The sequence below is a fragment of the uncultured Sunxiuqinia sp. genome (genome assembly GCF_947495665.1).
In the GTDB taxonomy this organism is placed as follows: Bacteria; Bacteroidota; Bacteroidia; order Bacteroidales; family Prolixibacteraceae; genus Sunxiuqinia; species Sunxiuqinia rutila.
In genome coordinates this window covers 18,036-40,952 of sequence record NZ_CANLZV010000021.1, presented here as the reverse complement: position 1 = coordinate 40,952, position 22,917 = coordinate 18,036, and the positions used below count along the sequence as shown (strand labels likewise).

Genomic DNA, 22,917 nt, shown 5'->3' with positions numbered 1-22,917 from the left:
ATTGTTTTTTTTATGTTTGCTAATTCATGTTAATTTTCAATATTGAATCCCAGTTTGCTTAATTTTTCCAGGATTTTTTCATCCACTCCTTCGTGGGTAATGTGAAAGACTGGGTATTCGCGCCGAACCGGATAATCGCCACGCAGCTGTTCAAACAGCTCAGGTTGTGTGCGTAAGCGTTGGTCGTCTTCCCGAATGTCGTAGGTGAATAGCACGGCTTCGCGAATAATAGCCTCTTCTGTGCGATTTAAACCATTCAAATGAATTTTTGTTTGCTCCGGAAGGTCGACTCCCTGCGGTTGCCAGTCATCAATTCCAAGATTGAAGAACCGACTAATGGCTTGGACACTCATGGTTGTTCCGTTTGCTTTTCCGTCTTTGGAATAGCCGGCAATGTGTGGAGTGGCCAAATCAACCAGTTGCAGCAGGTTTTGGTCAATCTGTGGCTCCCGTTCCCAGCAATCCATTACCATGCCCGAAACTTGTCCGCGCTCAATGGCTGTTTCGGCAGCAAAGGTATCGATCACTTCGCCGCGGCAGGTGTTCAGAATAATAGGACATTGCTGCAAGGATTCGAAAAACAGGGTGTCGGCCATGTGAAACGTGGCATCTTCGCCTTGCATGGTTAAAGGGACGTGGAATGTAATGATATCAGCTTTTGCGATGATATGCTGAAAACTGACAAACTGTTCGGGGCCTTCTGCTCGCTCGCGTGGCGGGTCGTTCAGCAGCACGTTCATTCCGAGCAGCTCGCAAACACGGGCCACTTTTGAACCCACTTGCCCAACGCCAATAATCCCGATGGTTTTGCCTTTAAGTTCGAAACCTTTCTGCTCTGCCAGAACCAGCAACGCCGAAAGCACATACTGCTCCACCGACTTGCTGTTACAACCCGGCGCGTTGGTCCATTCAATACCTGCTTGTTTGCAATATTCGGTGTCAATATGATCGTAGCCAATGGTGGCCGTGGCAATCATTTTGACCGATGAATTACCAAGCAGGCTTTCGTTGCAAATGGTACGCGTACGGGTAACAATCGCGTCGGCATCCTGCACAATTTCGGGTGTGGTTTTGGGGCCCGGCAAGTAAATAACATCTCCAAAAGGCTCCAGTGCGCCCTTGATGTAGGGTATTTTATCGTCAATAATAAATTTCATGCTCCTCGTTTGTGGCCGCCAGACTTAGCAGCGGTGGTTATGTTTGTTTTAAATGTCAAAAATAGCCATTATCATAGGGCTTTCGTTGTTTTTTTCAACTTTGTCAGTGATAATAATCCTGAACAATTTGTTCCATGACCCAATTGGTGCGTGCTGCAGAAACTCCGGTGCTTACACATTCGGCCTCCCCCCGCAGGCTTTGTACCACTTGGTCTACCAGGTTATACGAAATATTCTCCGGGTTTTGGAAGCTGAAGCTCAGCGTACCTTTGGCCGTTGTTAGCTTCAGGTCGGTATGCTGAAAACTGGGTAAGTTAATTTTTCCTTTTGTACCAATGATTTCCAAGTCATCTTTTGTAGCGGATTCGTCAGCAACAAAACTCCAAAGTCCGTTTCCTACCACGCCGCTTTCCATCGCAAAACTGGCAACAACCGTATCTTCAGCCCGATACAAGCCGCTCCGGTTAACAGCTGTACCGGCTACCCGGGTGATTGGGCCAAACAAAAAATCAAGGTAGTCGAGCTGATGCGAAGCCAGATCGAAAAAATAGCCGGCCCCCGCAGCTTTAGGATCCACCCGCCAATTGTCATTCGATGTGTTCTTATCCTGTTCTGAAGCGCCCTTAACCAGCGTAATGCTCACGCTAATCGGCTTGCCAATGACGCCACTTTCCACCAGTTCCTTCATTTTTAAAAATGCAGGGAGCGTGCGGCGGTAATAGGCTACAAACAGTGGCATTCCGGTTTCTTTGGAGACTTCAATCATCTGCTGACACTCGGCATGATTTAGAGCCATCGGTTTTTCGACATACACCGGTTTGCCGGCACGCATGGCCTGAATGGCGTATTGGGCGTGTGTGTCGGGTGGGGTAGCGATGTATATGGCATTCACCTCCGGATCATTAATCAAACCATCCGCTTGGTGGTACCATTTCGGAACGCCGTGCCGCTTGGCATAATCGGCTGCTTTTTCTTTGTCGCGCCGCATAACTGCAACCAAGCTGGAGTGCTCCGCTTTTTGAAAAGCCGGTCCGCTTTTGACTTCCGTCACATTTCCACAGCCAATTATGCCCCAATTTATCTGATCAAACTTCATGAGTCAAGTTTTTGAATGCCAGCCTTTCTGAATGTTTAAGGCTATTTCTGCTCCTAATACTTAAACCGGTCTTTAAAGGCCCACAAGCCAATGGCCGGATTGGAAATATAGAAAATTTCTTCTCCATCGGGCAAGGTATTGTAACCATCTTTCAGCGTTTCGGGATTGTAACGTGCTGTAACTTCGTCGATGTCAGCATAGTTGAAGCCAACACTCTCAATCTCCTCTTTGGTCAGGTTACCGGATTTTTTGCCCGGGCAATACGTAATGCTGAAACGGCCTTCGGAAGAACCGTGAATCAGGTGAGCCGCTGCACTCAGGTTGTTGCGAAGTTCTTCGTTTTCATCACAGGCTTTTAAGGTAGCCGGAGTGCCAAAGTAACCGTACTTCCGAATCAAGCGATCAATTTCCTTGTCCTCGCCAAACTCTTTCAGTGCCGGCGCCAGCACGATAAGTTCACCATCGTCGTCAATAGCCATGCGAGTACGGTACACCGATTTGTTGCCCAGCCAGGTTGACTTAAATTCTGTGGGATCGAGCCAGACGACCACTTTCTTCAAAGGCTTGTCCAGCATCTCAAAGTTGACTTGCAGCGAAAGCTTGGCCGCTTTGTCAAACACCTCATAGTCATCACCAATAAATAAACCACGGGTTTTCACTTTGCCATCGGTTTTGTCCAGACCAACCACGGTTTGTACGTAGAGTAGCGGCAGGTGATTGGTGAATTTATCCGAGGCGTAATTAAAGATTTTGCGTACCGGTGTGTCGGCATGTCCCATCATGCGCTCCATGCCGTATGCGGCCCCTACAAAATGACTTTTATTGATTCCTTCAACGCCACCCGTGCCCACAAACACATTTTTGTTGTAATTGGCCATGCCAACCACCTCGTGTGGAACAACCTGCCCGATGGATAGAATCAAATCGAAATTTCCGGAAAGCAAAAGTTTGTTGACTTGTGCAGGCCATGGAAAGTCGACTGCTCCTTCCGATACTTCCTTTACAAATTCAGCCGGAACCTCGCCTACATTCACCACATCATTCCGCCAGTCGTGCTCGCGAATGAGTGATTTGGGCAAGCTGCCAAACATGTGCGCAATTTGCTCATCGGTCATGGGCGAGTGGGTGCCTAAGGCCGGAAGCACATCCGTGAGCTTATCGCCATAGTACTGCCAGGCAAATTCGGTTAGTTCTCCCGAACGACTGGGTAAGCGTGTATAATCCGGAGGAATAGCCAGCACCTTGTTAATTCCGCTAAGCTTGTCCAATGCCGTGTAAAGCCCTTTTTTTAGGTCTTCCGCGGTCAATTCATGTTCTGTTGAACCTATTTCGTAATATAACATCTTCTTTATTTACAATTTAGCTATTTGCAATTTACTATTTCTGATCCAGCTGGTTCAGCTTTTCCCCTGGTTCATTTTTTGCTTCATGGTTTTAATCGAACTCACGATTATTTTTAAAAGCTCTTGATTTTCTTTTATTAAGTCATCAAGTAAGGCAGGCTTAAGCAATCCTGCCTCAATAATCAGTTCCAACCAATAAAGCGTTTCATCAAGCTCTTCTTCGACTATTTTCAATTTATTCAGAAAATCTCTATCAGATTTCCCCAGACAAGCAGACCGATAGTTTGCGCCAGGCGATGTTCCTGAACGAATAATTTGTTTCGCAATCGTTTGCCCTGTTAAGTTATGTGGCAACCGATCAGAGAGTTTAATTATTCTCAATGCAAAAACTTTGAACCGCTTTTTTAGTTCTTCTGAGTTCATGCTTGTAATTTGTAAATAGTAATTGGCTCAATGGTTAATGCATTTATCGCTTCACCCTGGCGTTGCCTTCCCAGATGCTCCAGACCATTTCTTCATCGGCGGGCTGCGCATAGTCGGTCAGGAAGGTGGTGGCCATAGCTCCGGTCGCCCATCCAAACTGGGGCCATTTTTCGGGATCCCACCCCTTCAGAATTCCATAAAGCAAGCCGCCAACAAAACCATCGCCTCCGCCAATGCGGTCAAGTACGTTGATGGTTCGGGGCTCAATAACTTGCCAGTTGTTTTCTCCTTCCAGCATAATCGCGCCCCACAAATGCTCATTCACGCTAACAACCTCACGCAAGGTATTGGCGAATACAGAAGCGTTAGGGAAGGCTTCTTTGACGCGCCCGATCATGCCTTTAAATCCTTCAATTTCCTCTTCAATTCCTTTTCCGCCAGCTTCGGGGCCTTGAATGCCGAGGCAAAGCTGGAAATCTTCTTCATTGCCAATCAGTATATCTGTTACGGATGCGATTTCCGTAAAGTTTGCACGTAGTTCCTGCTCGCGGCCTTTCCAGAACGAAGCACGGTAGTTCAGGTCGAAGGAAATACGGGTGCCGTGCTTTTTGGCTGCTCGTGCAATCTCCAGGCAAAACGCGCTTGTTTCGGGCGAAAGGGCCGCGATTAAGCCGGAAAGGTGAACGATTTGTACGCCTTCTTCACCAAAAATACGTTCCAAGTCAAAGTCTTTGACATTGAGCGTGCGACCCACTTCACCGGCACGGTCGTTTTGTACACGAGGTCCCCGTGATCCGTAACCGCTATCGGCAATGTTAAACTGATGGCGGTATCCCCACGGATCGCCCTGTTCTACTTCCGGACCCTCGTAGTCCATGTGGCGGCTCTTTAGATTGCTTTTTATAAACTGAGCAATCGGGCTTCCTTTTACAAAAGTTGTCAGCACTTTAACGGGTAAGCCCAAGTATGAAGCAATGCTGGCTACATTGGTTTCGGCGCTGGTGGCCTGCATTTTAAAGGTATCGCTGCTATGCACGGGCTGACCATTAACCGGGGTAATGCGCACCCCCATACTTGTGGGAACCAATAAGGAATATTGGCAATTATTTTTTAGTTCAAGACTCATGTTTAAACGATTTTAGAAATTGGAGACTAGATTATTTATATGAGAATTAAATTACCAGATGATCGAAATTGACCATGAAGTAACAACCGATTATACGCCGCCAAAGGCGCTGTATCCGCCGTCAACCGGAAGTACTACTCCGGTGATGAAGCTAGAAATGTCGGAGATCAAAAACAAGGTAGCGCCTTGCAAATCTTCCGGTTCGCCAAACTTGCCCATCGGGGTGTTGTCCACAATTTTTTGTCCGCGAGGGGAGAAGTTGCCTGTTTTTTCATCGGTTACCAAGAAACGGTTTTGGTTGGTAATGAAGAACCCTGGAGCAATAGCGTTAACCCGAATGCCCACTTTTGCCAGGTGAACCGACAGCCATTCGGTAAAGTTGTTGACCGATGCTTTGGCGGCTGAGTATGCCGGGATTTTTGTTAATGGCTTATAGGAGTTCATGGAGGAAATGTTCAGGATAACTCCTTTTCTGTTTTTGAGCATGTCTTTGGTAAAAACCATGGAGGGAAGCAAGGTGCCTTTAAAATTCAAGGCGAATACCTTGTCAAAGCCGTCCATCTCCAATCCGTAGAAAGAGTCTTCCAAATTGTCGATGTTTTCCTCGAGCAATTGCTCCACTTTGGTGGTGGCTGAAGGGTGGTTACCACCGGCGCCATTGATCAGGACTTCAACCGGTCCTAATTTTTGTTTGATTTCTTCATTGGCTTTTTCAAGCGAAGCCCGGTCCAGCACATTGGCTTCAACGCCAATTACCTGTGATTTAAATTCACTGGCTATTTCTGCAGCTACTTTTTCGGCTACTTCTTTATTAATATCGGCAATGGCAATTTTAACTCCAACAGAGGCCATAGCTTTTACCATTTCAACTCCGATAACACCAGCACCGCCTGTGATGACACATACTTTGCCGCTTAGGTCTTTAAAACTAATTGGTTCCATAGTTATTTGTATTAAACTCCTGGTAGAAATCCAGGTTTTCTTTGGTTATTATATCAATTGACGTGTAATTTTCCGAAGGCACTGTTTTCTTCAGAATCAGGTGCTGAAACAAGGTAACAATGGCTTGATAACCCTGTTCTTCCGGACGTTGGCAGATCAGGAAGTCAACAACACCTTTTCGTACAAATTCGGAGTTGTTGGGAATTAAGTCGTGCCCAACCAGGCGTAGGTCGGGGATGGGATGTGCTTCCACAAATTCGGCAATCTTGTAAACCCGTGAATTGGTGACAAAAATTCCTTTGACATTTCCCGCTTTTTGAATTTCATTTTCGAGTTTCAGATAACAATGATCATCAGCGGCATCGTTGATTTCAACCGTGAGAATTTTTCTGTCTGCCGGGCTCTTCTTTTCTTTGAAATAGTTGTAAAAGCCCATTTCGCGCTGCATTAAATGGTTCTGGTTATCCATTTCCTTGGCCACATGTACAAGCAGGATGGTGGCATCGTTCGGAACGGAAAAGTCGAGCAGTTTAGCTGCCAGGGTTCCACTTTGAAAGGAGTTTTGACCAATGTAGCTTAACTTGCTGCTGTCTTTTATGTTCGAGTCGATGAAGACAAAAGGAATATTACGTTCTTCCAGTTTCTGTATAAAGGCCTTGGATTCGCGCGAGAAGAAAGGCGCCAGCATCACACCATCGTAAGGTTTTTCTAAAAGTCTCTCAGCCTTTGCCTTAAAATCTGCAACATCATTCTGTTTAAATTGATGAATTTCAATTTCAATGCCGTATTGCTGAATTTCATTGAAAGCCCGGCTGATCCCAATCAGCGGTTTGTTCCAGTAAGCCTCTTCTGTTTGAGGTTCGGGGATGATTACTCCCAGCGAATAGACCTTTTTGGATGCCAGTGTGCTCGCCAGTATATTCGGGTGGTAGTCCAGTTCTTCAATTATTTTCATGATTTTATCACGTGTGGCTGGTGATACCTCGCCACGCTTATGAATTACCCGGTCAACCGTGCCGATGGATACATTGGCCTTTTCGGCAATGTCCTTGATTCGTATTCTTCTTGTCGGTTTGATAACTTTCCTATTTTTCGTTAAACATATCTCAGTCCAACAAAGCTATGTAATTTTTCCTTTATTCGTGTGCGAACACGGTTAAAACTATTTTATAACATTTTTCGATCGATTTTTGATTTTTTCTATGGTAGTGAATAAGAAATGATCTACTTTCGTGTGCGAACACGGAGTGTGTTTTTCTCCGTGAAGAAATTGCTTAAAAAATCAATTAAAATATAGACCATGAAATTAAGTAAATATAGTTTTGGTGTTGGCGATCGTTTTTCGCATCAGGGACAAGCTCAGTTACGGGCAATTAGCAGGGCTAATGAGGCAGGAGTTGAGGTTAGTCCGGTGTGGAATAAGTCGAACCGCGAGCACGGCATTGTTAAAACCCTTCCGGCAGATGTACGTTCCGAAGCTGACGCGGCCGTGAAAGCTTTGGGCTGGAATAAACCGTACTTTGTGGATGCCGACCACATCAACCTGACGACTGTGGCTCCTTTTGTAGAGGCCTCTGACTTTTTCACGCTTGATGTGGCCGCTTTTATTGGCAACGAAAGTTCCAAGGAAGCCATTGAATCTTTTCTGGCTTCATGCGAAAAATACAAGGGAGTGCTTCAAATTCCGGGAATTGCAGAGCCCATACAAGTGGATGACGAGTTGTTGATTGCGATTGCAGTCAAATTTTTAGCAGCAACCGATCAGGCAGCCGGCATTTATCAGTACCTGGTTGAGAAGAAAGGAGAGGGGAATTTCATTACAGAAGTGTCAATGGATGAAGTGGAATTGCCACAAACGCCGGTTGACCTGTTCTTTATTTTGAAAATGCTGGCCGATAAAAAAGTGCCGATACAAACGATCGCGCCTAAGTTTACAGGACGTTTTAATAAAGGAGTGGATTACGTAGGTGATTTGGATCAGTTTGCCAAAGAATTTGAAGAAGATGTACTGGTAATTGATTACGCGGTCAAGGAGTTTGGTTTGCCGGCAGATTTGAAGCTGAGTGTTCATTCAGGCAGCGACAAATTTTCAATTTACCCGATTATGGCTGATGTCATTAAAAAATACGATAAAGGGCTGCATGTAAAAACCGCAGGAACCACTTGGCTGGAAGAAGTGATTGGACTGGCTGTGGCCGACGGAGAAGCGCTTGAAGCAGCGAAGGAGATTTACGCCAGCGCTTTGGGGCGTAAAGATGAATTGTGTGGACCGTATGCCGATGTGATTGACATTGATGATAGCCAGTTGCCCGCGGTGGCTGAAGTAAACAGCTGGTCGGGCGAAAAATTTGCCAATGCGCTACGTCATATTCCGGGGCACCCGGATTACAACCTGAACTTCCGTCAACTTATTCACGTGGGCTACAAAGTAGCCGCCGAAATGGGCGAACGCTATTATTCGTTGCTGGAAAAAAATGCTGATGTGGTTGGTGCTTGCGTCGAAGAAAACATCTATGACCGTCACCTGAAGCGCTTATTTAATTTGTAGAAAGTCATGAATTGAGCCCGTTGGTTTGCTGTGTGCTGATTAACGGGCTCAGTAAATAATAGTAAAAAGGAAAAGGAAGATGAAAAAATTCATGGATGAGCATTTTTTGCTTCATACCGAAACAGCTCGGAAACTGTATCATGAGCATGCGGCTAAAATGCCGATTTTTGATTACCACTGTCATATTTCTCCTAAGGAAATAGCAGAAAACAAGTCGTTTGAAAACCTTACGCAGATTTGGTTGTATGGCGACCACTATAAATGGCGTGCCATGCGCACCAATGGCGTTGACGAACGCTATTGCACCGGCGATGCCAGCGATTGGGAGAAGTTTGAAAAATGGGCGGAAACAGTTCCGCATACCCTGCGCAATCCGCTTTACCATTGGACGCATCTGGAGCTGAAAAAATTCTTCGGCATTGACAAAGTTTTGAATCCGGAAACAGCCAGGGAAATTTGGGATGAGTGCAATGAAAAACTGACCTCCGGCAATTATAAATGCCGCGACATTATTCGTATGGCCAATGTTGATACCATCTGCACAACCGACGATCCTTTGGATTCCTTGGAGTACCATCAGGCTATTAAAGAGGATGGCTTTGAAGTGGCGGTATTGCCTGCGTGGCGTCCGGACAAGGCAATGATGGTTGAAAATGTTGACTTTTTCAATGACTATGTTGACCAGTTAGCCGAGGTGGCTAATGTGGATATTGATAGCTTCGATGCTTTCATGGTTGCCTTGGACAAGCGTCACCAGTTCTTCCACGACAATGGCTGTCGTTTGTCAGATCATGGACTGGACACGGCTTATGCGGAGGATTATACCATGGTGGAAATTAACGTTGTTTTTGATAAAATCCGGCAGTTGAAAGCTTTGAATGAAAACGAAATCCTGAAGTTTAAATCGTGCATGTTGTATGAGTTTGGTATTATGGATCACTCGCGCGGCTGGACTCAACAATTTCATATTGGCGCACAACGCAATAACAATACCCGCTTGTTTAAAAAGTTAGGTCCCGATACGGGCTTTGACTCCATTGGCGATAAGCCGGTAGCAGCTTCGCTGGGCAAATTGCTCGACCGTCTGGATCAGGAGAACAAACTGAGTCAAACGATTTTGTATAACCTCAATCCACGCGATAATGAGTTGTATGCCACCATGATCGGCAACTTCCAGGATGGATCAGTTCCTGGTAAAATTCAATACGGATCAGGCTGGTGGTTCCTGGATCAGAAAGACGGCATGGAAAAGCAAATGAATGCGCTATCGAACTTGGGATTGCTGAGTCGCTTTGTGGGAATGTTAACGGATTCACGCAGCTTTTTGTCGTACACTCGTCACGAATATTTCAGACGGACTTTATGTAACCTGCTGGGGAATGATGTCGAGAATGGTGAAATCCCGAACGACCTGAAACTGCTGGGCGAAATGGTGGAAAATATTTGCTACAACAATGCTCGCAATTATTTCAAATTTCAATGATTTTCAGATCAAAGGCGTTTAAAAGACGCTATTTGAATTTGTTCTTGAATAAAAGAGTTATATTTTTGCAATCGATTGCATTGATCGATTAAAAGGAAAGAAAAATGAATAAGAAAGTTGTTACGTTTGGAGAAATTATGTTGCGGTTGGCAACACCCGGATATTTGAGATTTAACCAGTCTGATAGCTTGACTGCTACTTTTGGCGGAGGTGAAGCCAACGTAGCTGTTTCGTTGGCTAACTATGGCATTCCGGTTGATTTTGTAACTCGCTTGCCCGAAAATGATATTGCCCGTGCCTGCAAGATGGACTTGAAAAGCTATGGTGTTGGGGTTGATCAGATTGTAACTGGTGGTGATCGTGTAGGGATTTATTTCCTGGAAACGGGTGCTGTAAGCCGCGGAAGTAAAGTGGTTTACGACCGGGCACATTCAGCCATTGCTGAAATTGAACCAGGCATGATTGATTGGGATGCGGTATTTGAAGGAGCCGGCTGGTTCCACTGGACCGGAATTACTCCGGCCATTTCGCAGGGAGCTGCCGATGTGTGTCTGGAAGCCATCAAAAAAGCCAATGAAAAAGGAATTACGGTTTCTTGCGATTTGAACTACCGCAAGAATCTGTGGAACTATGGAAAGACAGCCGGCGAGGTGATGCCTGAATTGGTAGCCGGAACCGATGTGGTGCTTGGAAACGAAGAAGATGCAGCCATGGTTTTGGGTATTCATCCTGAGGGAGTTGATGTGACCGGAGGTCATGTGGAAGGAGCTGCTTACGAGTCGGTTTCAAAACAAATTATGGCGCAATTCCCACGATGCAAAAAAGTGATTACGACTTTGCGTGGTTCCATCAATGCTAACCACAACAGCTGGGCTGGTGTGCTTTGGGATGGCCAAAAATTGTACGAATCACGTCAGTATCAAATTACACATATTGTTGACCGTGTTGGTGGGGGAGATTCGTTCATGGGTGGACTGATTTATGGATTGCTAAGCTATCCGAATGATGACCAAAAAGCGCTGGAATTTGCAGTGGCCGCATCCTGCCTGAAACACACCATTTATGGCGACTACAACCAGGTAACGGTCCATGAAGTTGAAAAACTGATGGGTGGCGATGCCTCAGGCCGTGTAGCCCGATAATAGCCAAGGAAAAGGAGTATCGATATTTAATAATAATTCAATCCGTTTCGAAAGCGGAAATGAGTACCTGGAATCTAAAGGATGGGAAAGGAAGGCCTGGCTTTCCTTTATCTACTCATGAACCATTCGAAATTCGAACTAAAAAAACTGATAAAATGGCTCGATTTACAAGAATAGATGTAGCGCAAGCAATGAAAACCACAGGCCTGGTGCCGGTATTCTATCACGCTGATGTTGATTTGTGCAAGCAGGTAGTAAAAGCTTGTTACGAAGGTGGCATTCGTGTTTTTGAATTTACCAACCGTGGCGATTTTGCGGCAGAAGTGTTTGGCGAACTGAACAAATGGACTGCCAAAGAGTGTCCGGAAATGATTATGGGGGTTGGGTCCATCGTGGATGAGGCTACCACTGCGCTTTACATTTCCATCGGCGCAAACTTTATTGTTTCACCTTTGATTGATGAAGGAATGGCTAAGGTTTGCAACAAACGTAAAATTGCCTGGAGCCCGGGTTGTGGCTCGGTAAGCGAAATTGGTCGTGCGCATGAACTGGGATGCGAAGTGGTGAAGATTTTCCCGGGCTCATCGGTGGGTGGACCTGATTTTGTAAAAGGAGTAATGGGGCCAATGCCGTATGCCAGCATTATGCCAACGGGCGGTGTTTCGCCTGACGAAGACAATCTGAGTTCTTGGTTCAAGGCCGGAGTACACTGCGTGGGCATGGGCTCGCAGCTGTTCCCCAAAGAGGTACTGGCTCAGAAGAATTATGCCTATATTACCGAAAAATGCCAGGAAGCGCTGGCCATCATTCAGAAGTACAAAAAATAACCAACAACAATAAAATGACTAAAATCAGTCCAACTAAACTATTCATACTTGCTATGCTGATAAATTGCTTCTCCTGTACGGGCCCTTCGGCTAAAAAGGAGTTGAAGCTGGCGCATGGGCTTCCGGTGGACCACCCGGTGCACCAAGCCATGGAGTTTATGGCTCAGCGAACAGCCGAATTGTCGGAAGGCAAGTTAACGATTGAGATTTACCCGGCCGAGCAGCTGGGCTCGGAGCAACAGTGTGTGGAATTACTTCAGATTGGAAGTTTGGCAATTACGAAGGTTTCGGCTGCCGTAATGGAAAGCTTTACCGATGCCTACAAAGTTTTTGGCTTGCCTTACATTTTCAAATCCAAAGAGCATGCCTTTAAAATTATGGATGGCCCCATCGGAAAAGACTTGCTGCTGAGTACAGAAGATAAGTGGATTCGCGGTTTGACCTACTACGATGCCGGATCACGTAGTTTCTACACCAAATCAAAACCCATCAATCATCCCGATGACCTGGCTGGTTTGAAGATTCGGGTCATGCGCAGTATTACGGCCGTTGAAATGACCAAGGCGCTGGGTGGCTCGCCAACCCCAATTTCATGGGGTGAACTTTACACGGCTTTGCAAAGTGGTGTAGTTGATGGCGCTGAAAACAACCCTCCAAGCCTTTACACCTCACGTCACTACGAAGTGTGTAAATTCTACTCGATGGATGAGCATACCACCATCCCCGATGTTCTGGTTTTTAGCCAGATTATCTGGGATAAGTTGTCCGCTCAGGAGCAGGAATGGATTCAGCAGGCGGCTGATGAGTCGGCTGTTCTGCAGCGTAAACTGTGGGCCGAATCCGAAAAGAAATCCCTGGAGGAAGTTCAAAAAGCAGGTGTTAAGGTGAATTATCCGGATAAAGCTCCTTTTATTGAAAAGGTACAGCCTTTACTGGAGAGTTACCGGGATAATGAGGTAATCTATTCATACATCAAGCGTATTCAGGCGGTTGAATAAAATCAAAATAACATGACTGTACGAAAATATATTGATAAAATAATTGAGTGGGTGCTGGTCTTTCTAATGGGAATCCTGGTGCTGGATGTGCTATGGCAGGTTTTCAGCCGCTATGTTATGAACGAGCCCAGCAGCTTTACCGATGAACTGGCGGGCTTCTTATTGATTTGGGTAGGTTTGCTGGGAGCTGCATATGTGGCTGGTCAGCGCGAACACCTGGCTATCGATTTGCTGCTTCAGCGAAGCTCACCTGAGCGGAAGTTTAAACTAGAAATGATCATTAGTGTGGTGGTCATTGTGTTTGCGCTTACCGTTATGGTTATTGGCGGATCGTGGTTGGTTTACACCCGTTTTTTCTTGTCGGTAAAGTCAGCTGCATTAGGATTACCGCTGGGACTGGTTTACCTGGTGCTGCCAATCAGCGGTTTGTTGATTGCTTATTTCGACTTGGATAATATGTACAACATGGTTAAAGAGAACCGGAAAAAATAGCATTATGGAATTTCTTGAAATATTTGTACTCGTTTTTAGTTTTATCCTCTTGCTGGTCGTTGGTGTACCCATCGCGTTCAGTATTGGTATCTCCGGAATCCTGACCATGCTGGTTAGTATTGATGTGATTCCGGCCTTAACTACATTTTCGCAGCGTATGGCTACCGGGCTCGATAGTTTTGCCTTGCTGGCTATTCCGTTCTTTATTTTAGCCGGTAACATCATGAATAGCGGTGGAATTGCCATTCGTCTGATTGATTTTGCGCGGGTGTTGGTTGGTGGAATCCCCGGAGGTGTTGCCATTGTAAACGTACTGGCCAATATGCTTTTTGGAGCTATTTCCGGTTCAGCTGCCGCCTCGGCATCGGCCATTGGAAGTATCATGGGGCCCGAAATGAAAAAAGAAGGTTACCCTGAGAATTTCAGTGCTGCAGTTAACATTACCTCTGCAACCACCGGTTTATCCATTCCGCCCAGTAATATCCTGATCGTATATTCTTTGGCAAGTGGTGGTGTTTCCATTACGGCCTTGTTTTTAGCGGGCTATGTGCCGGGTATTTTGACCGGGTTAGCTATTATTATCACGGCTGTTACGATGCTTATTTATAAGCGGAAAGGGCTTCAGGCTGCACTAAAAGGCCTTGGCATTGCAGTGCTGTCTGCCATTGCTTTAGTCCTGGCTTTCCAGGGAATCAGTTTGGCTCGTGAATCATTTAATCCGGCTGTTAACCGAAGTCTGTCTGGGGTTGCACTGGCTGCATTTGCTGTTTTTGCCTTCATCAAAACCAAAAATAACAAAGAAAAAGCCCTGGATGGCACCAAGAAGTTATTGGATGCCATTCCCAGTTTGCTGATGCTGATTATTGTAATTGGAGGTATTGTAGCCGGTTATTTTACCGCTACCGAAGCTTCGGCTATTGCCGTGTTATACTCACTAATTCTGGCATTCATTTACCGCCAAATTAAGGTTAACGATTTGCCGCAAATTCTTTTACGCTCGGTTAAAACAACCGGTATTGTTTTGTTGCTGGTAGCTACCTGCTTGGGCTTATCATGGATTATGGCTTATGAAAACATTCCTCAAAATGTTAGCGAGGGGCTGTTATCGGTATCAAGCAATCCGTTCATCATCCTGCTACTCATCAACCTGATTCTTTTGGTGGTCGGTATCTTTATGGACATGACTCCGGCTGTTTTGATTTTCACGCCAATATTCCTGCCCATTGTTACGGCTATGGGAGTTGATCCGATTCACTTCGGAATCATTATGGTGCTAAACCTGAGTGTCGGTTTGTGTACACCTCCGGTAGGTTCCGTACTTTTCATTGGATGTAGCGTTTCCGGGCTTAGCATCGACAAGGTGATAAAACCCCTTATCCCGATGTTTTTAGCAATGGTAGTTGTCTTGTTATTGGTAACTTACCTGCCTCAGCTTAGCTTGTGGTTGCCCGCAAAATTTGGATTTTGATTAGTATAGAATAAGCTCTACAAAAACGGGATGTCTCAACTGCAGGCATTCCGTTTTTTTGTTGAAAGTCTCTTCTGTAAGCGATAAAAATCAAAGTATAATTTTTCCCACGTGCTCTATTTGGCAACAACTGTTGGTTCTTAACGTCTGTTGTCAGTTTTATTTCCGGGGACTTACCACCAAAAAAAGACGACCTTTTAATTGAATGAGACGCTTTTCAGGTTTCTTAACTGCTTTTCCAATCGCTCAATTTTTTTCAATCTACGCTGCTCTGCAATATTTTTATTCTGGCTATTTTGAATGTAAGGAGTCTTGTCTCGAAGGATGAAGTAAGAAGCCGTCAGGATTTTATGTTCTATTGCAATGTTTACTTTCTTACTTCCTCTTCTGGCGGCAATCGCCTTATGTTTGGCAGCCATCAGGCAGTCTTTCGAATGAGATGCGCCCAATGCAGCTTCAACAAGAGTTGTTTTCAGGTATTTATTACCATGTGTGATTTTGGAGGAGTACTTCTTGCCGGTACTTTCGTTATTCCCCGGACAAACATCTGCCCAGGAGGCCAGTGACTTATGTGAGGGGAAATGTTCCATTTCGTTTCCGATTTCAGCCAGAATGCCCGTGGCTATTTGCGCGGATACTCCGGGGATTGTTTGCAGCAGTTCCACCTCTTCTTGCATGGGAATTAGATGCTTGTCTATTTGGTTTTCTATCAAAGCAATTTGATGATTGATATGCTCAATAGATGAAAGAATCAGTTGTAATATGAAAGTATGATGTTCGGTTATACGCCCATACAATGCTTTTTTCAATTCGGCTTTCTTTTAACCAATGAGCCATTTGCCAAACCGGCCAGTTTTGTCGGATTTCTTTCCCCTGCGACCAGTGCATAAATAATGGCAGTTCCTGTTTTTCCAAAAACATCACTTACAACACTACTCAGTTTGATGTTGGCATCTTCGAGTATATTCTGAAGCCTGTTCTTTTCTGCGGTCCGCTGGCTGATTAACTTACGGCGATGGCGATGTAAATCGCGAAACTGGCGAATCTCTTCACGGGAAATAAAACTTCCTTTCAGTAATCCGCTTAATAAAAGTTTGGCGATCCACTCGCTGTCTTTCTTATCTGTTTTGTGTCCCGGAACATTTTTAATATGACGGGCATTGCACAAAAAAATCTCAAAATATTCCTCTAATACATAATAACCCGGTTTCCAATATATCCCGGTGCTCTCCATCGCAATTTGGGTAACTCCTTCGTCTTGAAGAAAGCAAACCAATCGTTCAAGGTCTTCAGTGAAGGTGGCAAAGGTTACCGTACGTTCAATAATATCTTTACCTTTGATATTGGCTAAAACTGTGCCTTGATGAACATCAAGTCCACAGCCACGCTCAATGATTCGTGGGAACTCTTCAACAGCTGATGACATAGTGTGAAAATTATATTGGTACATAGATACCGCAAGTTAATTCACTTTCATTTCTGTTGGTGATTCCTCTGAATCATGATCGTTTTGTTGAAGGGACACCTAAGGATTTGCTGAGTTTAAAGTTGTTAAATTTAATGATTGTATACGCTTTTATCCCCTTCTTAAGCCAGGTGATAAACTTTTTTACATATCGCTCTGCTACATGATGTTTTCCCATTTTTTTGTGGTTAATCAAAAGTAGTCATACAGGGTGGGGCTGAAAAATGACTGGACAGATAATTTACTTTTAATGGAGACTAATGAAAAAAATACAAAGTAAAGATGAGAATAATTTTTACTTACCAGAAATTTAAACTGATCCGAATGCATTCTATATTGGTATCTCTAAGAAATTTCAGGATCAAATCTGGAGGATTTAGAAAGGTCTCACTTTTTTAAGTTTGCCCGGACTGTAATTATACTGTTTTTTAAATTGGCGATAAAAATAAAATTCGTTCTGATAACCAGTATCGTATGCTACCTCTTTTACACTTTTGTCGGTTGCGGTAAGCAGCTTTATGGCCAGTTCCATTCGCAGTCTTATCATATAATTTAAAGGTGTGATCCCAAAATTTCGTTTAAAAATACGGTGAAAATAATTGGGAGATAGAGCTGATTTGGATGCAATTTCTTCAAGTGCAGGATTCTTTCTAAACTCACTGTTCATAAAGTTTATGGAAGGTTCCATTTTTTTTATTTCCAGCGAGGTAGAGTCGTCCATGGCCTGTGTCGTTTGTAAGATGTCTGCGATAATATTCAAAACAAAGCTATGAATTTTTGCTTCTTCATACGAATAGGGTAGAAGTGGAACATGGGATGTAATGGGATTGTTGTTCCCAAATATCTTTTGTATGAATTTGTTAAAATCATTCATAAAAGGGAAGTCGGTTGTTTCCCAGATATGAACGGAACTAGAACTTAATAGTACCTGCCGTAAATAAAGCGAAGCCGGGATAAAATGCAGCCAGTAAATATCCATAAAAGAGGTGCACTTTTGGGATTTTATATTGAATCCTGAAATAAAATAGATATTACCTGCCTGGATGAGGTACTCGGTATTATCTACATTGATTATTGCATTCCCGCTTACCGGATTATAAATTTTAAAACACCGGTCGAGTTCATCACTGCTTTTGTTCCACGAGCTGTCGCAATGGTTAAATCCCCCTGATATCAATTTACATTCAAACGAATCTGCTGCCATAAAGTTAAGATAGTATAGTTTTAGGTTTGTTTTGTTTATTTTATATCTACTTGTTAATGTGTAGATTTGATTGTGTAAAATTATCTAAATAGTTTAGATCGTCAAAATATCAACAAGAATAATGAAGGAAACAAATGTAAATCAGAAATTTGTGCCGGATGCCAGGATGAAAGCATTGATTGCCCGTAGGCTAAAATTAGTAATCGAAAAAAAACGGGATTTGTATTGCGATAATGCTGAGTTTCTGGTTTATCACTGGTCGGGCGAAGCCGCGTCGTTTTCGCCTGCAACCGGCGAACATGCCTGCGATGTTGATCACCGCATTAATATTGGCGACCACAATGCACGTGTTGATGTAGGTATACCATTCCCAAAAGCAAAAGAAATGCCTTCGAAGCAAGGTAAGTTTGAATATACGCCTTTAAACTGGGCGCAAGACTATGTTTATTTTATCGATAACAGTCCTGCAGAAGTTCATGAGAATGAACTGATCGTTGGAGAATTTCACTGGCAGTTGGATGAAGCACGATTCTTTCAATACCCACAGGAACAGCGCGATGCTGGTTTTGATGCACGCGAACTGGGAGCAGGTGGAATAAGCTTTACACATACCTGCCCCGATTTAAGCATTGGCCTGAGTTTAGGTTGGAACGGATTACTTGAAAAGGTAAGAAACAATATTGCCAAATTTGAGAAAGCAGGAGAAACTGAAAAGGTAAACTATTTAAATGGCTCCGAAATTATTGCGCTTTCCATTCAGCGTTTTATCAAACGTCATGCCTACGCTGCAAGGGATAAAGCGAGTAAATCTTCCGATTCCAAACAGATCGATCTTTATCTTTCCATTGCCGAAGTATGCGAGAACTTATCGGAACGCGCACCACAAACTCTTCACGAGGCAGTTCAGTGGATATGGTTTTTCCAGGTAGCTGAACGGATGCATGGTCATGGAAACGGCTACGGACGCACTGACCAGCTTTTACAACCGTTTTATCAGAAAGATATTTCCGAAGGAAAAATTACCCGACAAATGGCCCGTGAACTGGTGGGCGAAATGTATATTAAATATGGCAGTTACACTGCCCTTGGCGGACGATTAAAGGATTTGTCAGATGCCACAAATGAAATGAGCTGGGTGTGTCTGGAAGCATACGATTTGGTTGGCGGAATCAATCATATGGGGGTAATGTGGCATGACGATATGGACAAGGATTTTTACCGCTATGCCAATGATGTCTTAACGCGTCATGGTTGCGGAGTCCCGATTCTTGTAAATTACGATGTACTAAAGGCTAGTGAAGTGCGAAGCGGGTACCGAGAAGAAGATGCATGGAATGTGGCATATAGTGGTTGTCAGTGGTATTGCGGAGTAGGTACCGAATATAACGACCAGGATGTAAACAGTTTGGTGCTGGTAAAGCCTATGCAAAGAGCAATTGCCGCCGCAATAGAAAACGACACCAAAACATTCGATGAGTTTTGGGAGATGTATTGCCATGAAGTAGATCGAACTGCCGATGCCCTGGTGAAATTTAAAAACTCAACCTACGATTGGCAGGCAAAAGTATGGCCCGAAATGGTAACCTCGTTTTGCATGTACGATTGTATTGAAAAAGGAAAAGATTGCACCGACAAAGATGCTGTACGTTACAATTTTACTTCGGTAAATGTTCTGGGAGTTCCCAATGTTGCCGATTCTGTTTATGCAATTAAAGAACTCGTTTTTGAGCAAAACAGATATTCGCTGGCTGACTTGCAGAACGCCATAAACAACGATTGGAAAGATAACGAAGTAATGAGACAACACTTTCTGAATGTGCCCAAATTTGGCAATGACCTCGATGGGGCTGATGAAATGGCTGTTTGGGTTTCGGAGCAGGTAAGAGAAGTGTTAGAGAGCAAAAGAAACAACAAAGGTTTCCCTTTTCGCCCGTCACTTTTCCAGTACATGGGGCACACTTATGCTGGGCCAATGTTGGGGGCAACTCCCGATGGACGCTTGGCAAAAGAACCTCTAGCCCATGGAATGAACCCGATGCACGGACGTAATAATAATGGTATAGCTGCCACGGTAAATTCGTTCACAAAATTGGATTTTGCAAAATACCAGGGTGGCTCTTTCCAAATTGAATTAACTCCCGATTTCTTTAAGGCCGGTGTTGAAAAAGATAAAATGATGGAAGCCTTTTCTGTTGCGTTCTTCAAAAAAGGAGGTGTGCAAATTAACTTTAACCTAGTTGATTTAAAGGTGCTTGAAGAAGCAATGCACGACAACGATAATCCGGCTTATCACGATATAAACGTTAAAGTAACCGGGTATTCGAGCCATTTTGTAAGTATGGACAAACGATTTCAGAAAGAATTTATTGAACGGGTAAATTATAAAAGCTTGTAACAGGAGAACAGGAATGCAAGTGGCAAACAAAGAGATAAAAGGCAGGATATTTAAAATTGAATCGTTGAACACACACAACGGTCCGGGATACCGCACTGTGGTTTATTTAAAAGGCTGCCCCCTAAATTGTTTGTGGTGCCACAACCCCGAAGGTATTTCATCGAAAAAAGAGATCTGGGTTATTCATTCTAAATGTATTGACTGTACAAGTTGTATTCTTGCCTGTCCCAATTCTGCCCTTTCGCAAAAGGATGGTAAAATTGAAGTAGACCGGAATAAATGCGAGGGGTGTTACCGGTGCGCCGACGCCTGTCCGTCGAAAGCTATCGAAAAGATTGGTGAAGATTATTCGGTTGATGAAGTTTTTAATCGTTTGCTAAAAGACAAACCGTTTATTGATGCCTCGGGAGGCGGAGTAACAGTTACCGGAGGAGAGCCCGGGACTTATCCGGAATTTGTAGGCCGGCTTTTCGAAAAATGCAGAGAAGCGGGTATTCACACGGCGTTCGATACTTCGGGCCAAATTTCAGATATGGCACTTGAAAAGATTATTCCGTTTACCGACTTGGTGTTTTTCGATTTAAAAATACTGGAAGAAGAACCGGCCATAAAGTGGACAGGACGGGGCATTTCTAAAATACTAAAATCGCTGCACTGGATAATCGCTTATAAATCGAAAAATGATGGTCCTGAATTACAGTTCAGAACCCCCATTATTCCAGGAGCCACTGATGGAGCTGAAAATTTAAATTCTATTGCAAAACTGATTTCCGATAAATATAAAGCGCTGTTTACCGAATGGGAAATGAATTTGTTTAACGATATCTGCGAAGATAAATACGAGCGGCTGAATAAGACATGGAGTTTGGGCCAAGCTAAATCTGATTTGGCAGATTATAAACGTATCGAGAAGTTCAGGGACGATAATGCCGGACTAAAAATTAAAATTTCCGGATTTGTTCAGAAGTAGTCTAATAATTTAAAACGAATGGGTATGAAGCAACTTGAAATATCGACAGAACAAAAGGAGTTTTTTAAGGAAAACGGATATTTGATTCTGGAGAAAGTAATTGAAAACAGTGATCTGCAGGATGTAATTGATGAGTTGAATTCGGAAATTGACAAACGGGCAAAGGACTTGTTTGCAGAGGGCGAAATTTCGGATTTGTACGCAAATGAACCTTTTGAAACAAGGCTGGCCAAAATAAGTGCAGAAACACCTAAACTGGCTGTTTCAATCTGGAATGGCATTTTACATGGCCCGGCTATTTTTGAATTAATATCAAATCCGAAACTGCTTGATGTCGCTGAAACATTTTGTGGTGAAGAGTTGATTGCAAGTTCGGTTTACCGTCTACGTCCAAAAATTCCGAATTATGGTTACGGCGAAGTTCCGTGGCACCAGGATTCGGGTTATTTCGAGCCTTACTGCGACGATTCGCTGGTAATGACCATGTGGATTCCCTTAGTTGATACGAATGCCGATAACGGATGTTTGTTTGTCATTCCGGGAACACATAAAGGAAATGTGGTGGAGCACGAAATGCACAAAACAGGAAAATACCTAGCTGTGAAAGAAGAACTGGTACCGAAAGAAAACTGGGTAGAATGTGCCGTTCCTAAAGGTGGGCTTTTATTGTTGTCGAACAAAGTAATTCATGCCAGTTTTAAGAACAAAACCCAAGGCGTTAGATGGAGTATGGATCTTCGGTATCAAAGTGCCAGCCTGCCAACAAATGCAGAAATAACAAAGACTGAGGAAGCTTCAAAAAAGAATATAAATCCTGATGTGCCTTCGGCATGCTACCCCCCCGACGCCGATTTTTTAGTGCGCAGCAAAACCCGAAAAGATGAAGTGGTGAATTCGTATGAAGCATTTAAAAAATTGCGTGAAACCTTTGTGGGAAAACCTGTAACCAATCGTTTTGGAGTTACCTGGACAGAGCTAAAAGTGGATGAAGTAAATTAATGCACAATTATGGAAATTAAATATTTCATGCCGCGTTGGGGAAATGAGCACCTTCCCCTGCCCGATTTCTTTAAAAAAATTAAAGACTCCGGGTATCATGGCGTTGAAATGTCGATTCCGTATAACGAAGAATATGCCGATAAGCTGAAAGATTTACTGGGCAAAAACAATTTGTTGCTGATTGCCCAGCAAAATATACCTTTTGCAAACGAGAGCATAGAAAAATACATCGAACAGCTGCAAAGGCACCTCATCTATCTGGCATCGTTCAATCCGCTTTTTATTAATTCGCACACCGGTAAAGATTATTTTTCGTTCGAAGACAATTGCCGGATTATCAAGGCAGCAGAAATTATCTCAGCCAACACAGGTGTAAACGTTTATCACGAAACGCACCGTGGGCGGTGTTTGTATTCGGCCCCAATGGCAAAGTTGTATTTTGACGAACTTCCGGAGTTGAAAATCAGTGCCGATTTTTCGCACTGGTGTTGTGTATCTGAAAGCCTGCTCGAAGGCCAGGATGATCTTATGTACGAAGCCATAAAAAGAACAAAATATATTCATGCGCGGGTTGGGTACAGTCAGGGGCCGCAGGTGAACCATCCCTTTGCGCCTGAAAATAACGAGGCCCTGGATAAACACCTGTTCTGGTGGCAAAAAATAATAGATCATCAGAAAATGCTGGGGACAAAAATATTCCCGCTTGCTACTGAATTTGGACCAAAGCCTTACCTGCAAACACTACCTTTTACAAATCGTGAAGTTGCCGATTTATTTCAGATTAATTTGGGAATGAAATCTTATTTAATAAACAGATTAAACATCTAAATAACTATCCA

General features: G+C 43.8%; 21 protein-coding genes. 11 read left to right on the top strand and 10 right to left on the bottom strand.

The window, feature by feature from the left end; all coding sequences use genetic code 11:
• Nucleotides 1-29: 29 nt before the first annotated feature.
• The 7 genes from pdxB to Q1A18_RS17785 form a co-directional block, all read right to left on the bottom strand.
• Nucleotides 30-1,157 (bottom strand): 4-phosphoerythronate dehydrogenase PdxB, encoded by a 1,128-nt coding sequence (pdxB, locus tag Q1A18_RS17815; protein ID WP_299583960.1) that lies wholly within the window; start codon nt 1,155-1,157, stop codon nt 30-32.
• Between the two features lie 103 nt (nt 1,158-1,260).
• The gene (locus Q1A18_RS17810) at nt 1,261-2,253 is read right to left on the bottom strand and encodes a Gfo/Idh/MocA family oxidoreductase (RefSeq protein WP_299583957.1); all 993 of its coding nucleotides are present in this window, start codon (nt 2,251-2,253) and stop codon (nt 1,261-1,263) included.
• A gap of 53 nt (nt 2,254-2,306) precedes the next feature.
• Nucleotides 2,307-3,596 (bottom strand): lactate racemase domain-containing protein, encoded by a 1,290-nt coding sequence (locus tag Q1A18_RS17805; protein WP_299583953.1) that lies wholly within the window; start codon nt 3,594-3,596, stop codon nt 2,307-2,309.
• A 54-nt stretch (nt 3,597-3,650) separates the two neighbouring features.
• Complete coding sequence (locus Q1A18_RS17800; RefSeq protein ID WP_299583950.1) at nt 3,651-4,019, bottom strand: four helix bundle protein; 369 nt, start codon at nt 4,017-4,019, stop codon at nt 3,651-3,653.
• Between the two features lie 43 nt (nt 4,020-4,062).
• A complete protein-coding gene (locus Q1A18_RS17795; protein WP_299583947.1) occupies nt 4,063-5,145 on the bottom strand; it encodes a sugar kinase in 1,083 nt (360 codons plus the stop codon).
• A 90-nt stretch (nt 5,146-5,235) separates the two neighbouring features.
• The gene (locus Q1A18_RS17790) at nt 5,236-6,087 is read right to left on the bottom strand and encodes an SDR family oxidoreductase (RefSeq protein WP_299583944.1); all 852 of its coding nucleotides are present in this window, start codon (nt 6,085-6,087) and stop codon (nt 5,236-5,238) included.
• Entirely contained in the window at nt 6,074-7,132 is a 1,059-nt protein-coding gene (locus Q1A18_RS17785) for a substrate-binding domain-containing protein (RefSeq protein ID WP_299583998.1), read from the bottom strand. The genes Q1A18_RS17790 and Q1A18_RS17785 overlap by 14 nt, the downstream gene beginning before the upstream one ends.
• A gap of 255 nt (nt 7,133-7,387) precedes the next feature.
• Here Q1A18_RS17785 and Q1A18_RS17780 point away from each other — a divergent pair, with 255 nt between their 5' ends.
• From Q1A18_RS17780 to Q1A18_RS17750, 7 genes are all read left to right on the top strand, one after another.
• Nucleotides 7,388-8,635: a tagaturonate epimerase family protein gene (locus tag Q1A18_RS17780; RefSeq protein WP_299583941.1), complete on the top strand. Its 1,248-nt coding sequence runs from the start codon at nt 7,388-7,390 to the stop codon at nt 8,633-8,635.
• A gap of 79 nt (nt 8,636-8,714) precedes the next feature.
• Nucleotides 8,715-10,118: a glucuronate isomerase gene (gene uxaC / locus Q1A18_RS17775; protein ID WP_299583938.1), complete on the top strand. Its 1,404-nt coding sequence runs from the start codon at nt 8,715-8,717 to the stop codon at nt 10,116-10,118.
• A 104-nt stretch (nt 10,119-10,222) separates the two neighbouring features.
• Complete coding sequence (locus Q1A18_RS17770; protein WP_299583935.1) at nt 10,223-11,260, top strand: sugar kinase; 1,038 nt, start codon at nt 10,223-10,225, stop codon at nt 11,258-11,260.
• 155 nt (nt 11,261-11,415) lie between these two features.
• Entirely contained in the window at nt 11,416-12,087 is a 672-nt protein-coding gene (locus Q1A18_RS17765) for a bifunctional 4-hydroxy-2-oxoglutarate aldolase/2-dehydro-3-deoxy-phosphogluconate aldolase (protein ID WP_299583932.1), read from the top strand.
• 53 nt (nt 12,088-12,140) lie between these two features.
• Nucleotides 12,141-13,085, top strand: a complete 945-nt coding sequence (locus Q1A18_RS17760; protein WP_299583929.1) for a TRAP transporter substrate-binding protein — start codon at nt 12,141-12,143, stop codon at nt 13,083-13,085.
• A gap of 12 nt (nt 13,086-13,097) precedes the next feature.
• Nucleotides 13,098-13,577 (top strand): TRAP transporter small permease, encoded by a 480-nt coding sequence (locus Q1A18_RS17755; protein ID WP_299583926.1) that lies wholly within the window; start codon nt 13,098-13,100, stop codon nt 13,575-13,577.
• 4 nt (nt 13,578-13,581) lie between these two features.
• Nucleotides 13,582-15,045: a TRAP transporter large permease gene (locus tag Q1A18_RS17750; RefSeq protein WP_299583923.1), complete on the top strand. Its 1,464-nt coding sequence runs from the start codon at nt 13,582-13,584 to the stop codon at nt 15,043-15,045.
• A 197-nt stretch (nt 15,046-15,242) separates the two neighbouring features.
• On the opposite strand, the gene Q1A18_RS17745 is transcribed toward Q1A18_RS17750, so the two are convergent.
• The 3 genes from Q1A18_RS17745 to Q1A18_RS17735 all read right to left on the bottom strand — a co-directional run bounded on the left by Q1A18_RS17745 (nt 15,243) and on the right by Q1A18_RS17735 (nt 17,489).
• Nucleotides 15,243-15,854, bottom strand: coding sequence for a transposase (locus tag Q1A18_RS17745; RefSeq protein ID WP_299583920.1), 612 nt, complete (start codon nt 15,852-15,854; stop codon nt 15,243-15,245).
• A complete protein-coding gene (locus tag Q1A18_RS17740) occupies nt 15,851-16,495 on the bottom strand; it encodes a transposase (protein WP_299583917.1) in 645 nt (214 codons plus the stop codon). Before Q1A18_RS17740 ends, Q1A18_RS17745 begins: the two co-directional genes overlap by 4 nt.
• Before the next feature lie 391 nt (nt 16,496-16,886).
• Nucleotides 16,887-17,489, bottom strand: a complete 603-nt coding sequence (locus tag Q1A18_RS17735) for an AraC family transcriptional regulator (protein ID WP_299583914.1) — start codon at nt 17,487-17,489, stop codon at nt 16,887-16,889.
• Nucleotides 17,490-17,835: 346 nt separating this feature from the next.
• Here Q1A18_RS17735 and Q1A18_RS17730 point away from each other — a divergent pair, with 346 nt between their 5' ends.
• From Q1A18_RS17730 to Q1A18_RS17715, 4 genes are read left to right on the top strand one after another with little or no spacing between them, the layout of a single operon-like run.
• Nucleotides 17,836-20,109: a pyruvate formate lyase family protein gene (locus tag Q1A18_RS17730; RefSeq protein ID WP_299583911.1), complete on the top strand. Its 2,274-nt coding sequence runs from the start codon at nt 17,836-17,838 to the stop codon at nt 20,107-20,109.
• A 13-nt stretch (nt 20,110-20,122) separates the two neighbouring features.
• Nucleotides 20,123-21,079 carry a glycyl-radical enzyme activating protein gene (locus Q1A18_RS17725; RefSeq protein WP_299583909.1) on the top strand — a complete coding sequence of 319 codons (957 nt, stop codon included), beginning with the start codon at nt 20,123-20,125 and terminating at the stop codon, nt 21,077-21,079.
• Between the two features lie 24 nt (nt 21,080-21,103).
• Nucleotides 21,104-22,078: a phytanoyl-CoA dioxygenase family protein gene (locus Q1A18_RS17720; RefSeq protein WP_299583906.1), complete on the top strand. Its 975-nt coding sequence runs from the start codon at nt 21,104-21,106 to the stop codon at nt 22,076-22,078.
• A 9-nt stretch (nt 22,079-22,087) separates the two neighbouring features.
• Complete coding sequence (locus Q1A18_RS17715; protein WP_299583903.1) at nt 22,088-22,906, top strand: TIM barrel protein; 819 nt, start codon at nt 22,088-22,090, stop codon at nt 22,904-22,906.
• The last annotated feature ends 11 nt before the right edge of the window (nt 22,907-22,917 follow it).

Coding starts and splice junctions, on each gene's coding strand:
- Q1A18_RS17805 (WP_299583953.1), bottom strand. CDS start 3,596: ATGTTATATTACGAAATAGGTTCAACAGAACATGAATTGACCGCGGAA.
- Q1A18_RS17780 (WP_299583941.1), top strand. CDS start 7,388: ATGAAATTAAGTAAATATAGTTTTGGTGTTGGCGATCGTTTTTCGCAT.
- uxaC (WP_299583938.1), top strand. CDS start 8,715: ATGAAAAAATTCATGGATGAGCATTTTTTGCTTCATACCGAAACAGCT.
- Q1A18_RS17810 (WP_299583957.1), bottom strand. CDS start 2,253: ATGAAGTTTGATCAGATAAATTGGGGCATAATTGGCTGTGGAAATGTG.
- Q1A18_RS17730 (WP_299583911.1), top strand. CDS start 17,836: ATGAAGGAAACAAATGTAAATCAGAAATTTGTGCCGGATGCCAGGATG.
- Q1A18_RS17740 (WP_299583917.1), bottom strand. CDS start 16,495: ATGTACCAATATAATTTTCACACTATGTCATCAGCTGTTGAAGAGTTC.
- Q1A18_RS17800 (WP_299583950.1), bottom strand. CDS start 4,019: ATGAACTCAGAAGAACTAAAAAAGCGGTTCAAAGTTTTTGCATTGAGA.
- pdxB (WP_299583960.1), bottom strand. CDS start 1,157: ATGAAATTTATTATTGACGATAAAATACCCTACATCAAGGGCGCACTG.
- Q1A18_RS17725 (WP_299583909.1), top strand. CDS start 20,123: ATGCAAGTGGCAAACAAAGAGATAAAAGGCAGGATATTTAAAATTGAA.
- Q1A18_RS17735 (WP_299583914.1), bottom strand. CDS start 17,489: ATGGATATTTACTGGCTGCATTTTATCCCGGCTTCGCTTTATTTACGG.
- Q1A18_RS17795 (WP_299583947.1), bottom strand. CDS start 5,145: ATGAGTCTTGAACTAAAAAATAATTGCCAATATTCCTTATTGGTTCCC.
- Q1A18_RS17765 (WP_299583932.1), top strand. CDS start 11,416: ATGGCTCGATTTACAAGAATAGATGTAGCGCAAGCAATGAAAACCACA.
- Q1A18_RS17750 (WP_299583923.1), top strand. CDS start 13,582: ATGGAATTTCTTGAAATATTTGTACTCGTTTTTAGTTTTATCCTCTTG.
- Q1A18_RS17715 (WP_299583903.1), top strand. CDS start 22,088: ATGGAAATTAAATATTTCATGCCGCGTTGGGGAAATGAGCACCTTCCC.
- Q1A18_RS17720 (WP_299583906.1), top strand. CDS start 21,104: ATGAAGCAACTTGAAATATCGACAGAACAAAAGGAGTTTTTTAAGGAA.
- Q1A18_RS17755 (WP_299583926.1), top strand. CDS start 13,098: ATGACTGTACGAAAATATATTGATAAAATAATTGAGTGGGTGCTGGTC.
- Q1A18_RS17770 (WP_299583935.1), top strand. CDS start 10,223: ATGAATAAGAAAGTTGTTACGTTTGGAGAAATTATGTTGCGGTTGGCA.
- Q1A18_RS17760 (WP_299583929.1), top strand. CDS start 12,141: ATGCTGATAAATTGCTTCTCCTGTACGGGCCCTTCGGCTAAAAAGGAG.
- Q1A18_RS17790 (WP_299583944.1), bottom strand. CDS start 6,087: ATGGAACCAATTAGTTTTAAAGACCTAAGCGGCAAAGTATGTGTCATC.